General features: G+C 54.3%; 12 protein-coding genes and 1 other annotated feature. Of the genes, 5 read left to right on the plus strand and 7 right to left on the minus strand.

Going from position 1 to position 12,766, the window contains the following annotated elements:
- Positions 1–153 precede the first annotated feature (153 nt).
- Positions 154–1,008, minus strand: coding sequence for an SDR family oxidoreductase (locus tag ABEG21_RS19430; protein ID WP_347557061.1), 855 nt, complete (start codon positions 1,006–1,008; stop codon positions 154–156).
- A 223-nt stretch (positions 1,009–1,231) separates the two neighbouring features.
- On the opposite strand from ABEG21_RS19430, the gene ABEG21_RS19435 reads away from it, so the two are divergent.
- Positions 1,232–1,609 (plus strand): helix-turn-helix domain-containing protein, encoded by a 378-nt coding sequence (locus tag ABEG21_RS19435; RefSeq protein ID WP_347557062.1) that lies wholly within the window; start codon positions 1,232–1,234, stop codon positions 1,607–1,609.
- Positions 1,610–1,966: 357 nt separating this feature from the next.
- Here the strand turns inward: ABEG21_RS19435 and ABEG21_RS19440 are convergent, their stop codons facing one another.
- Positions 1,967–2,833: a LysR family transcriptional regulator gene (locus tag ABEG21_RS19440; RefSeq protein ID WP_347557063.1), complete on the minus strand. Its 867-nt coding sequence runs from the start codon at positions 2,831–2,833 to the stop codon at positions 1,967–1,969.
- A gap of 66 nt (positions 2,834–2,899) precedes the next feature.
- On the opposite strand from ABEG21_RS19440, the gene ABEG21_RS19445 reads away from it, so the two are divergent.
- Positions 2,900–3,751, plus strand: a complete 852-nt coding sequence (locus ABEG21_RS19445; RefSeq protein ID WP_347557064.1) for a 2-dehydropantoate 2-reductase N-terminal domain-containing protein — start codon at positions 2,900–2,902, stop codon at positions 3,749–3,751.
- Between the two features lie 159 nt (positions 3,752–3,910).
- Here the strand turns inward: ABEG21_RS19445 and ABEG21_RS19450 are convergent, their stop codons facing one another.
- Positions 3,911–4,924 (minus strand): NAD(P)-dependent alcohol dehydrogenase, encoded by a 1,014-nt coding sequence (locus tag ABEG21_RS19450; RefSeq protein WP_347557065.1) that lies wholly within the window; start codon positions 4,922–4,924, stop codon positions 3,911–3,913.
- 111 nt (positions 4,925–5,035) lie between these two features.
- Between ABEG21_RS19450 and ABEG21_RS19455 the strand changes: the two genes are divergently transcribed.
- Both ABEG21_RS19455 and ABEG21_RS19460 read left to right on the plus strand, forming a co-directional pair.
- Positions 5,036–5,833 (plus strand): LysR family transcriptional regulator, encoded by a 798-nt coding sequence (locus ABEG21_RS19455; protein WP_347557066.1) that lies wholly within the window; start codon positions 5,036–5,038, stop codon positions 5,831–5,833.
- 30 nt (positions 5,834–5,863) lie between these two features.
- A protein-coding gene (locus tag ABEG21_RS19460; RefSeq protein WP_347557067.1) for an IS3 family transposase occupies positions 5,864–7,098 on the plus strand; the annotation gives its coding sequence in 2 pieces (ribosomal slippage) (positions 5,864–6,143 and positions 6,143–7,098; 1,236 coding nt in all).
- Positions 6,142–6,258 (plus strand) — a sequence feature (AL1L pseudoknot). Its footprint overlaps the gene before it by 117 nt.
- 1,338 nt (positions 7,099–8,436) lie before the next feature.
- Here the strand turns inward: ABEG21_RS19460 and ABEG21_RS19465 are convergent.
- Complete coding sequence (locus tag ABEG21_RS19465; RefSeq protein ID WP_347557068.1) at positions 8,437–9,579, minus strand: alkene reductase; 1,143 nt, start codon at positions 9,577–9,579, stop codon at positions 8,437–8,439.
- Between the two features lie 170 nt (positions 9,580–9,749).
- On the opposite strand from ABEG21_RS19465, the gene ABEG21_RS19470 reads away from it, so the two are divergent.
- Positions 9,750–10,670 carry a LysR family transcriptional regulator gene (locus ABEG21_RS19470; protein WP_347557069.1) on the plus strand — a complete coding sequence of 307 codons (921 nt, stop codon included), beginning with the start codon at positions 9,750–9,752 and terminating at the stop codon, positions 10,668–10,670.
- Positions 10,671–10,852: 182 nt separating this feature from the next.
- Here ABEG21_RS19470 and ABEG21_RS19475 read toward each other — a convergent pair whose 3' ends face one another.
- The 3 genes from ABEG21_RS19475 to ABEG21_RS19485 all read right to left on the minus strand — a co-directional run bounded on the left by ABEG21_RS19475 (position 10,853) and on the right by ABEG21_RS19485 (position 12,742).
- On the minus strand, positions 10,853–11,467 hold the full coding sequence (locus ABEG21_RS19475) for a hypothetical protein (RefSeq protein ID WP_347557070.1): 615 nt from the start codon (positions 11,465–11,467) through the stop codon (positions 10,853–10,855).
- A gap of 55 nt (positions 11,468–11,522) precedes the next feature.
- On the minus strand, positions 11,523–12,035 hold the full coding sequence (locus ABEG21_RS19480) for a hypothetical protein (protein WP_347557071.1): 513 nt from the start codon (positions 12,033–12,035) through the stop codon (positions 11,523–11,525).
- Between the two features lie 107 nt (positions 12,036–12,142).
- Positions 12,143–12,742, minus strand: coding sequence for a TetR/AcrR family transcriptional regulator (locus ABEG21_RS19485; RefSeq protein ID WP_347557072.1), 600 nt, complete (start codon positions 12,740–12,742; stop codon positions 12,143–12,145).
- Between the last annotated feature and the right edge of the window lie 24 nt (positions 12,743–12,766).

Raw genomic sequence — 12,766 nt, forward strand, 5'->3', positions numbered from 1 at the left:
ACTCCGGCCACAGCGGAGACGAAGCGCTGCGTCGCTCCGCTGCAGAAGTAGCCTCCTGCTTAGTCATCCTAGATGCTATTTTCAGCTTCAAAGTTGAGTGTCAGTCATAGGCTTTATTCAAGGACAAAGCCCGGTCAACACTGGCAGAACGGTTTACGCGTTTAACGCAGCCGCAATTGCCTCCGAAAACGGCGTCGTGTTTCTGCCAAGAAGCTTAGCAAGATCACGCGCTGAACTATCCAATTCCCCTTGCGATGACTTCACATCAGCGTCGATCAATACATCAATGATCATCTTAGGTAAGCCCAAGCCAGTGAGCGCGCCTTCATAATCCGCTGGCGGCAGATTATTGAAAACGATGGTCTTTCCACTTTGCCTGGAAACTTCAGTTGCAAACTCCGTCATGGAGTAGGCGTAGTCTCCAACGAGTTCGTAGGTCCTGTTCGTATGTCCCGGCTGCGTGAGCACTGCGACAGCGGCGCCAGCGTAATCGTCGCGTGAAGCGGAGGCGAAGCGGCCGGCGCCTGCGCAGCCGATAATCGCGCCGTGAGCGAGTGCGGGTACAAGCGCAGCCGTGTGATTTTCCAAATACCACCCATTGCGTAGTAGTACAAAGTCTAATCCTGAATCCTTCAGGTAATTTTCGGTCGCTTTGTGCTCACCCGCGAGGCTCAGGCTAGAAGTATCCGCGCGCAGCATGCTTGTATAAGCGATCAACTTCACGCCGCCTCGCTTGGCAGCATCGATCACGGCCTTGTGTTGCCTCAATCTCTCACCAGGCTGCACTGCGGAAATGAGCAAAACCTTCTCTACCCCTTCAAACGCGGCGTCGAGCGTCTCCGGGAGGTCATAATCCGCGTTACGTATTCGGACCCCCAGCGCCCGGAGGTCATCTACCTCAGCAGGCCGCCGAACGCATGCGACGATGTGATCAGCGGGGATGGCTTTCATAAGACCTGTGATCACAAGTCGCCCAAGGTTTCCGTTAGCACCAGTAACAGCGATCATATACTTTTCCTTTTTTCAATTGGATTTCTCCGTTGTTGACCTAGCAGTAATCGCTAAACGTTCGAATTATTACAATCGACGCGGTGCAGTTTGTACGCGATCAAGCACAGCTGACAACGGTAGCCCTAGAGAGATAATGTAGATAAGACTGGCAATCGTATATCTTTATACTTGGTGTCAATTAGGTACCACGATGCAACCAGGTAGCAATCAGGAAACCACCATGACTGACCTTCAAATGGACGCTATGTCGCCGACAGTTTGTCCTAGTAGGCTGATGCTTGATCAGATAGCCGACAAATGGTCGATGCTGATCCTAGCGGCGCTTCGCGATGGGCCATTACGTTTCAACGCGATTAAGCGGCGCATAAGTGGCGTGACGCAAAAAGCGCTTACGCAGTGCTTACGTCGTTTAGAGCGAAACGGGATCGTAGAAAGACGGGTAGTGACGGCTTCGCCTATCTCTGTAGAATATAAAATCACGACATTAGGACGGTCGCTAGACGGCCCGTTCCAAGCGCTGTATTTATGGAAGCTAGAGCACCTTTCTGAGGTCGAGGACGCCCGGGCCCGCTACGATAAATGTGCGGTATCCGAATAGCTAAAGGATTGGAAATAGACAATGCATGTCTGCTTATGCACCCGGGCGCATTTACCGATACGAGCAACGATTTGGCTGGCATGATGAAAGCAACGCATATCACCACTATCTGCGCGTAGATGTTTTTGACTTCCCTGAACGTTGTGCGCGTTCGAACACACTTCACACTGCATCGACCCGTTGAATCCGTCTCTAATGAGAAGACCGCAGTGCGGCGCTCGTCACTACGTCCCCTCGGTAACGCGGTCCTTACTGGGTAGGTAGACCGTCCAGAGCACGTTATGGCCGAGTTCATCCCCGTTGGTCGCGGCTCGGCCAAAGCGACGCGAACAGCCAATGCTGGTTACCTGGCGAAAGTTAGCGCTTCGTGCTCATGTAATTATCTATAGCCGTCACGGCCTCGCGTACGTGCGGCTGCTTGCGTAAATCGCGGTGGTAGACCAAATAAAATGGCTGGGTGGGGCCCTCGATGAATGTTCCGATGCGAACGAGGCCATTGTTTCGTGGATCCTTTTCGAGTAAAGCAGCGAGTCCAACTCCTTCACGCACCGCTTCTACGATCGCTTCTATAGCGCTTGACCGGAACACAAATCGCGTCGCCCCAAGTCGGCGCGTCCATTGTTCATGCGGCAGTGCTTTCCACCGCTCGTCGAGGCCAACAAAAGGATGGCCGACTGCCTCATTCTTGCCAAGTTGCTGATTGGGCAGAAAGCGCTTGGCATAATCTGTAGACGCAAACAATGCGAATCGGAAAGAGCCTAGATGCTTTTCCACCAGTACATTTGAACTAGAACGTGCTACCCGGATCGCTATGTCAGCCTCGCGTCCAGCCACATCTGCCATTCGGCTTTCGCCCACCAGTTCAAGATCGATCATCGGATATGCGTCACGAAATCCAAGTAGTGCGCGGGTAAGTGCCTGGGCCATGCCATCGGGGACGCTGATACGCAGGGTTCCCGCCACGGTAGCTTGATCCCGGCGCAGCGCGTCAAGGCCGTGTGCCAAACCTTCGGCCAACTGGATCATACGCAGCGCTTCCGGCCTCAACACTGTTCCGGACTGACTGCGCAATACGAGTTGAAATCCCATCGCCGCTTCGAGCGCGTCCAGCCGGCGCGCCGTCGTGGATGTCGAAAGACCAACCACCTTGCCCGCTGCGAGCAAACTTCCGGCGCGATGCACCGCGAGAAGGATACGCAAATCGTCCCACGAAAGTCTTTCCATATTTGGATATCAGCTTACCAATACGTTGTGTATACAGGAAAACATGCTTATTGCAAAATCCAACTTATGAAAATCATCTTAATAGGCGCTGGGCGCATCGGCAGCGCAATAGCCTTCTGCCTTGCCAAAGCCGGCCATGACATCACTGTCGTCGCACGAGGCAAGCGTTTTGAGGTGCTGCAAAGCGATGGCGCAATCGTCACCATTGACGGGCAGCGCGTGCCCGTCAAAGTCTTATCTGCACTCGATCCGGCTACGCTTTATGATCTGGCGATCGTCACGGTTCCCGAGCATCATCTCGCCCCCCTACTACCCACCTTATCGGTGAGTCGGGCAGATCGTATTTTGCTGATGTTCAATACGTTCCGAGGTACCAAACCGTACCGTGCGATATTTGGGGCGGAGCGATTTGCGTTCGGGTTTCCTAATATGGCGGCTTATCTGCCAGACCAACAACTACGTTATCGTGTCGATGGCCCCGGCATGGTAACGACCATGTCCGATCCTTCTCTTGCGTCGCTGTTCAAGCGCGCCGGGATGCCGAGCGAAGTAGAGCCGGACATGGACGCGTTTCTTCGTAGTCATGTCGCACTCGTAGTGCCGATCTTCCTCGCCGCGTTGCTAACATGGAAACGGGCAAACCAGCTTACTTGGAAGGAAGCGACACAACTTAATTCGGCCTGGACGGAAGGTTTTGACGTCGTGCGTAGCCTTGGGCACGCAACGAGACCTCGTTCGCTCGCGTTATTGTTCCGTTTGCCGTCATTTGTACGTACCGTTCTGCTATGGATTATGAGCCGGGCAAGTGTAATCAAGGACCTCGGTGAATTTGGTCCGATGGAAACACGTGCGCTAATCGATGAGATGGCGGCGGCGCGGCCCGATAAAACAACTGTCTTGCAGTCGCTTCGACCGTAGCTTGGGAAAGATGCATTCAATTCAAAAATCTCCGGCCGTCTATAAACGATTCACTGGCTCTCTCAACACCGATAAAAAACAGCCGCAGGTTTCGACGGTTTGCTTCGTCGTAATGTCACTATGCCGGATCGAGAGTGCAGAAAGGGTGGATAAACCCCATCAGTCCGCTATCTTGATGACCACTTTGCCAAACGGCCCGCGCGCCAGATGTTCAAACGCTTTTACAGCTTCCGCGAACGGATATATGTGATCAATCACTGGTTTGATGTTGTGCTTGTTCAGAAACGGATTCATGCGCTCGAATGAAGATCGCGGGGCGACCGCAATTCCGCGCAGTGTCGTTTGCCGAAAGATGAGCGGCATCAGGTTGACCGCTGACGTCTGACCAGTCAAGAAGCCTACCTGAGCAACGACGCCCTGTACTTTGGTAGCTGCGATCGACTTATTGATTCCATCGCCTCCAGCGACTTCAATGGTCACGTCCGCACCGAGTCCATCCGTGAGTTCTAGCACCTGCTTTTCCCAATCGGGATTCGTACGGTAGTTCACGCCGGCGTGTACGCCCAACGATTTAACCTTCGCGAGGTTTGCGTCGTTGCTTGAAGTCGCGATTACTTTCGCACCGTGCGCTAAAGCAATCTTTGCAGCAAAGATGGAGACCCCGCCGGTGCCTTGAACAAGCACAGTTTGACCCGGCTGTAGATTGCCGACATCCATCAGTGAGTACCACGCCGTCAACGCCGCTATGGGTAATGTCGATGCTTCTTCGTCCGTCATGCTGCCGGGTGCGCGAACGGCACTTTCTTCATGGATGATCATGTACTCTGCCAGCCCACCTGGTAAGGGCATCCCTAGGCAATAGGTCGGCTCGTCCGGACCTGGAGCACCATCAATCCAGCGCGAATACAACGTAGAATTGACGCGGTCCCCCACTCTAAAGCGTGTGACACCGGTACCTATTGCAACCACTTCGCCGGAAGCATCCGATACAGGGATAAGGGGCTTTGGCACCAAATGCGGCTCGTAAATCCCATCGACAATTGCTTTATCGCGGAAATTAAGCGATACAGCCCCCACTTTGACAAGCAGTTCCCCTGCTCTTGGCGTTGGCGTAGGCACCTCTCCGAGCTGCAGATTGTTTAAACCAAAATCTTTTAGTAACCAAGCTTTCATCGCAATCTCCATTAGTCAACAATGTGGATTGCAGTGTAATTCATTCCTATGAGTCTATTTGTTTGTTAAAATTCCCGACATACCATCATTCAATTCCATAATGGGCGATCTATGGAAGATTATTTCGCAGGTATCCGGGAATTCGTTTGCGTGGCAAACGCGGGAAGCTTTACGGCGGCGGCGACCATACTTGGGGTGACAGGCTCCGCAGTCGGGAAATCGGTCACTCGCCTGGAGACTCGCCTGGGCGTTCAGTTGCTGCATCGGACTACCCGACGAATAGTTCTCACCACGGAGGGCGAAGCTTATCTGCTCAGTTGCAGGCAAGTCATAGAGGCCCTAGAGCAGCAACAGTTGTCTCTCGCCAGCGGTCATGCACAGCCAGTCGGTACCCTAAAGATTGACCTCCCTACGACCTTTGGGCGGCGGCATGTCATGCCGACGCTGCTGGAACTCGCTCTGCGGCACGATAGACTTAATATTGCGGTGAGTTTGCGTGATCGTGCTGTTGACATGGTCAGCGAAGGAGTGGATCTGGCCGTCCGCATTGGAAGACTTGGTGACTATCCCGACTTAGTCGCGCGTCAGCTAGGCAATCAGCGATTACGTATTTGCGCAGCACCCGCGTATCTGCGCCGCAAAGGCAGTCCCCAAAGCCCTGCCGATTTGATAAAGCACGATTGCCTCATTGGTTGGTATCGAGCCGGTCGCCCCATTTGGAACTTGACGTTTCCAGGAGGAAAAATAGAGGAGTGGGAGATCAAACCGCGACACGAAATACCGGATGGCGATGCACTTTTGAATGCATGTGTTTCGGGTTGCGGTCTTGCGCAACTACCCAACTGGCTCGCCGACACCGCAATTGGAAGTGGATCACTGATACCTGTTTTGAACCGAGCCGGATTTTGAGGAGGCTCCAATCTTTGAGAGAATGGAGCTATGAACAAGAAATCGAAGTTTTCCCCGGAAGTGCGCGAGCGGGCCGTTCGCCTAGTTCGCGAACAGCGCGGCGAGCATTCATCGATGTGGGCGGCGGTCGAGTCGATTGCCCCCATGATCGGGTGTTCCAGCGCGACGTTACTTGCCTGGGTGCAGCGTGAAGAGGTCGACTCGGGCGAGCGTGACGGCGCGACGAGTACCGAGCGTGAGCGCGTAAAAGCGCTGGAGCGCGAGGTCAAGGAATTGCGCCGCGCCAACGAGATCTTGAAGCTCGCCAGCGCTTTTTTCGCCCAGGCGGAGCTCGACCGCCGGCTGAAGTCCTAAGGGCGTTTGTCGATCAGCATCGCGACACGTTTGGGGTCGAGCCGATCTGCAAGGTTTTGCAGATGGCCCCGTCGGCTTACTGGCGCCATGCAGCGCGTTTGCGGGATCCTTCGCAACGCCCACCCCGCGCAGTACGCGACGAGATGCTCAGCCCAGAGGTAAAGCGGGTCTGGGAGGCTAACCGTCAGGTCTACGGCGTGCCGAAGGTCTGGAAGCAGCTCAATCGAGAAGGGATTACGGTCGCGCGCTGTACCGTGCAACGTCTAATGAAACGACACGGTCTGCGCGGTGTAATGCGAGGCAAACGCGTTCGCACGACGATACCCGATCAGAGCGCGCCGTGCCCCCTGGATCGCGTCAACCGCCATTTCAAGGCCGAACGTCCGAACCAGCTGTGGGTTTCGGATTTCACGTACGTGTCTACTTGGCAAGGGTGGCTGTACGTGGCATTCGTCATTGACGTCTTCGCGCGGCGGATTGTGGGATGGCGGGTAAGCTCTTCGATGACGACCGATTTCGTTTTGGATGCTTTAGAACAGGCACTTTACGCAAGGCAACCGTCAAACGATGAGAAATTGGTGCATCACTCGGATCGCGGATCTCAATATCTAAGCATTCGCTATAGCGAACGATTAAGTACTGCGGGCATTGAACCATCGGTTGGAAGTCGCGGCGATAGCTATGACAACGCGCTCGCTGAAACCATCAACGGATTGTACAAGGCAGAGGTGATTCACAGGCGCGGTTCGTGGAAAACGCGCGAATCGGTGGAAGTCGCAACGTTGGAATGGGTCGCTTGGTTCAACCATCATCGTCTGATGGGGCCACTCGGTTATATCCCTCCAGCCGAAGCTGAGGCAAACTACTACCGTCACGGCAAAATCAACGTCGCCGAGGCAGTATTAACTTAAACCAACCGGCCTCCACGAAACCCGGCGTGGTTCAGTTTTGACGGGATGCGATACCACTATGCCAATCAACGTGGTGTGGCAGAAGACATGGCATACGCAGCCGAAGGTTCGAATCGTGGTTGACGAACTGATTAGATTCTCTGCCGAATATCCTGAAACGTTTGCTGGACTCTAAGTTGGACGCCATTTGCAATGCCTTCACTGCGACGACTCTCATTAGCAGCTTCCCGTCACTCGGTAGATAAGGCTCAATGGCCGTTCAGGCCGATGAACTGTCAGTGAGGCTGCCAGATTCGTTGATGGCTTTCGAAGTGTATGCGCCGCTCGAATGTCCGAAGGCGTTTTCCAGTGAACGTCGCATAGTGGCCGATCTCGGTCGACCGTCATGAAAGCCGTTATTCAACGCCCGTCACCGATGATTCGTTTGCTATGTTCTCCGGAACTTGACGCGACAGTGGCACAAACCTACGATACAAGCCGGAACGTTGACACAATACGGCGCAAACTATCGTGCCACTCACAAAAATTTCGCGCTAAGTTGACGCAACAGTGAGAGCAGACGAATTCCTCAAGAGTGGAGCCACGCCAAAGCGCCAATCCAAGCTTGAACGGTTTCGCGCAGACCTCTTCAAGCTGCAAGCGGCCAATCTATCGCTTGAGAAAATGGTCTAGTTCCTCGCAATCAACGGCGTCACGGCAACCAGGAGCAAGGTGTCGCGATTCTTGGCACCACGCCAAGGGCGTGCCCTGACCGACACGCCAATGAACACTGATCGGAGGATCTCACGGCCAGATCCGGTCAGCGAGCAAGTCGAGGCCGACAGCCAACCCGCAATCGACACGCCAGGGAGCAAACTCTTGAACGCAAAGGAGCGACACGCCATCGCAGAGCGTGAAGCGGCAAAATTTTTCCCGAACCGGTTCGCAAAGGAGCCGGGCGATGAACGCCCCAAATAGGCAAAGACGTAAAACCACTGCGTCTCTTGAGGGAGGGGTGTAATCGCCTGGGTGGCGACAAAAATCGGGGAGGTACTGAACCACCTAATGGATCAAGCACCGATCAACGACTCGGATCACTTTGCCGCCCAGTACGATGTCCGGACGGCAAGCGGGTTCAATTAGTCGATGTCGATCCCATCCTCGACGATTTCGTCCTCGTCATCGAACCGCCCACCATAGACGGTGACCTTCGCATGTTCGCGGTTCGTCAGGATCTCCGGTAACCAGTTGGCGTCATCCAGCAGGCGCTCCGCTGTTTGTGCTGCCGAAACCCCAATTGCGCTGATTGTGCGTCAGTTTCACCAGCCAATCAGCGCTGACATCGTTGCGTAAGCAACGTTATGCCAGGACGCTAGAGTTTGATAATCGAACGCCATCCGATTGACCAATAACCGGATAATCGATATATCCTTCGGCACCGCCCTGGTAGTAAAGCTCACGTCGTGACTCCGTCATCGTCGCCCCGTGACGCATGCGCTCAACGAAGTCTGGGTTACCGATAAAGGGGGTCCCAAAAGATACAAGATCGGCCGTGCCAGAAGCGATGAGCTCGCTTCCGGAATCAGCGTCTAGCCCGCAGTTCGCGATAAGCGTGCCTGTGTAACGAGCGCGATAATACGTGATCGTGTCTTCTAATGCTTCAAGCGGCGTTCCTATTACACTTCCTGCTACCCGCACGATCTGAAGGTGCGACAACGCGAGCCCATTTAACTTATCAACTAAATAGTCAAACGTCGGCACGGTCTCCGGTGTCGCGACAAAACCACCCATCCGTACACCGGGTGCTATCTTGATTCCGACTCGGCCGGCTCCCCACACGCTTATCAGCGCATCTAAGATTTCCAAAACAATACGGGTGCGGTTCTCGACGGAGCCACCGTATTTGTCGGTTCGAATGTTCAACTCACTGTTGAGAAACTCCGCCAATAAATAGGTCATTGATGCGTGCAGCTCAATGCCATCAAACCCCGCGGCGAGCGCGTTGCGTGCTGCCGCGACATAGTCCTCAATGGTGTGCAGAATGTCGTCAAGCGTCATTGCGCGTGGCGTGACGGTATCTTGGAATCCGTCTGGTGTATATGCCTGTAGCCGTGGATTGACTGCCGATGGCCCGCTAGGTAACGCACCGTTGAAGAAAGCCGGATGCGATACAGCCCCAGAATGCGCGAGTTGAGCATAAATCCGCCCCCCTTCATTATGGACTGCGTCTGTGACTGCACGCCACCCTGTAACTTGTTCGGGCGTGAATAGACCCGGTACATTGATAAAACCAATGGCCCGGCGGCTTACCCATATTCCCTCTGTCATGATCAACCCTGCCGACGCGCGTTGCCGATAATACTCGACGTGCAATGTCGTCGGGATCAGGCCCACGTTGCGCGCCCGCCCGCGTGTCAATGAGGCCATGATGATCCGGTTTGGCAATACGAGGTCACCCAGCGGGTAGGAAGAAAGAAGCGTTTGTTGTAAAGGGATAGTCATCCGAATGTCCTTTGGGCGACAGGGCGTCATCTGCAGCAGTAGCTCAGTGTTTCCGCCATGCGTTCTCATTGATCCAAACCGCGCTGTGGGGCTAGTTCGTTATACTTGCATCATTTGTTTTGTGGCACTAGTGGGCAAATTCAACTAACTTTAATTTGTCTTATAAATGAATGAATGATCGATTTCTCGCACTCCAACTGTTCGTTCGTGTTGCACGCTCTGGCAGTTTCTCTGCTGTAGCGCGCGAAACGGGATATTCGCAGCCTAGCGTGTCGCGCATCGTCCACGACTTGGAAAAGAGCATTGGCGCCTCATTACTTACTCGGACTACTCGCGCCGTTACCTTGACGGAGGTGGGCAGCGAATACCTTGCCCGCGCCGAATCAATTCTTTCCGAATTGGAGGAGGCAGATCATGCCGCGCGTGGCACTGGTGAGCTGCGCGGGCTTTTACGGGTCGCGATGTCTTCTTCTATGGCTTCACGCATCGTGTTGCCCCGTCTCGCACGCTTCACCAAACCACACCCCGCGCTGCGCGTGGAGTTCATCTTGACCGACGAACGACAAGACTTGGTTACTGGTGCCATTGACATTGCAATTCGAGTCGGGGCGCTCGCCGATTCAATTGGCGCTGTCGCACGGAGATTGGGAGCTGTGCAACGCGTTGTTGTAGCCTCCCCCGACTACCTTCAGGCTGCGGGAGTACCGAAGCAGCCTACCGACCTACGTTCGCACGCGCTCATCGTCGGCCCATCGGCGCGGACGCTAGAGGCGTGGAAGTTTGACAGGGACGGTAAGTCATTCTCGATTCGAACGGAGGGGAATCTCGTTATCAACGGCAATGAAGCTGTCATTTCCGCAGCGGTTGCGGGCTTAGGCATAGCGTCATCGGGAATCCTCGCATTCCGTCGCGAATTGGAACAAGGGACATTAGTCAGAGTGCTGCCTGATTGGAGGATGGGCTCGGCAGAAGTCAACGCCATTTTGCCCGCCGGTCGAAGTTCGAAACCCTCTGCGCGAGCATTTGCGCAGTTTATGTCCACCGAATTTCAAGATTTACTGGAGGACAACACTGGTCCCAATCGCCCGTAATGGCGCGCGTCCTATCAACAAGTTCCTTTTCGCGTTGCAGTAAATAAATCGCGTGACGGGCTAGCTGCTACGGTTTTGCGGGGGGAGGTCAGAGCGTGAATGCGGGGCTGCGCAAGATCATCCGCACGCGTGGCCACTTCCCGAGCGAACGTCTCCACAGCGTCAGGCCTAACCCCAAGCAACTACATCGGGGGAACTACGCCGTTTTTCTCAACGACAATAAATGCTGCGTTATACGTCCCACCCTGTGACGGCATCGCTACAACGAACACCTTTTTACCTTTAATCAAATCGTCGCGCGTCGCTGGAATGGGCGTGACGACCGGTACGCCTGACGGCACATTGATCGTGTTACTACCGCCCTTATAAGAAAGGTTCAGATCGCGGCCATTCGTGCTCTGGACGACCGTGTCAACGTTGGCATTCGTCATGGTACTGTTCGCGCCCAAGTCCCAGGCGTAGTGGCCTTCACCGGTTCCCTTTGCCGCCTCTGGAAACACCAGCACTTCCCGTGCAGTCATCTTCCCATCAGGACCCGTAATCGCTGCTGTCCCGACATAAGAGCCTGGTTTGATATCGGAAAGCTGGATCGCTTTCACCGCATTCAAGGCCGATTTGTCGCTCAGCTTGATCGTGACATCATCGCCACTCCAGCGATGTACGGTGAGCGTGCTGTCTGAGAACGACACAATGTCGCCCCGGATGCGCTCGGATTTGCCCGCTGGGGTTTGAGCGAACGCAGCACTGCTGAGCGTGAGTGAAACAATCGATGCGACAAAATTGAGACGAATAGACATGGATAACCTTCGTTTTGGTGAGTTGACGTTTATGTACTTAATTTCAGCAAAGAAATTACAGGGCTCGACGACCGGTTGCACGTCGATAGGGGGAGTGAATCTGCCAGCATTGCATGGCGAAACCAGCGATGAAAATCACCAACCAAACTAACAGCGTCCCCTGTACGATGGGCGATGTTGGCCCATGGGCTAGCGGATGCGAGGGTGGCAATCTGGACAAGGTTTCGTTGGTACCAGGGACGAGTGACAAAAGAAAACTGAACGAAAGTCCGAACGCCGAAAAATAGGGGCGAAGCTTCCCCAGAAAAGTGACCATCGGTGCATAAACGCCAGCGAAGGCAACAAGAAGCACCAGCACGCCAAATACATGGCCGGCATTTAGACCGCCCGTGCTGGAAATGCCAAACGACGTGATGACCGTGAGCGTCGTGGTCAGTAAATAGAGACGACCTGAACGCGTGGCGGGGTCGATCTTGCCATCGCGAATGAAACCGTAAATGCCCGCGATAAGCGGTATCAAACTGATAACCGTATGGACGGCACCTAGCGTCGAGATAGGGTGTGGCATGGAAGTCACCGTGAAGAGCCAGTCTTTGAACGCAAATATACCAACTAGTTGGTAGGGTGAGTACGTAAAAAAATGAGGCAATCTAACAAATCGCCTCATCGCTTCGATCAAGCTGCAGAAGTTAATTTTTTAATAGCGAGATGCGTAATGGCTCGGAAAGCTTCCGCGTCGTCGAACGCCCGGGCACTTAGCATCGCCCCATGCACTGCAGCCATAAATGCTTTTGCCTCGATCGCGGGCGTTCCGGTGAGGTGAAACTGACCTATTGCAACCCCTCTCCTTAGGACGGAGGCGAGCCATTTGATCAAGTCCTCGAAATGTCCCCGCACCTCATCTGCAACCTCGTTAGGAAGGAGGGGTAATTCGGCAGCCAGCATCGCACAAATGCAGAATGTAGCCGTGCCATCGCGAAGACATTTCCACCAATAATCGACGTAGGCGTTGAGCCCGCCCAATGGCTCGACGATCTGCTGATCTATCGATGCCATGCCTTGCCGGGCTTCCTCGCGATACTGAGCAACCACGAATCTGACCAACTCCGACTTACTGGCGAAGTGATGGTGAATGCTGGCCTTACTAATGCCGACGCGCTCAGAAATATCGGCATAGCTGAAGCTGTCGTAGCTACCCGCTGCAAGCAATGCTCTTGCGTGCATGGCTATCTCGGCCGCCTTCGGAGAAAGAGGCTCGCTCGGAACAGGTTTCATAAAATTCGCAGGTAGGGCATGGCT

This window comes from Robbsia sp. KACC 23696, from assembly GCF_039852015.1.
Classification (GTDB): Bacteria; Pseudomonadota; Gammaproteobacteria; order Burkholderiales; family Burkholderiaceae; genus Robbsia.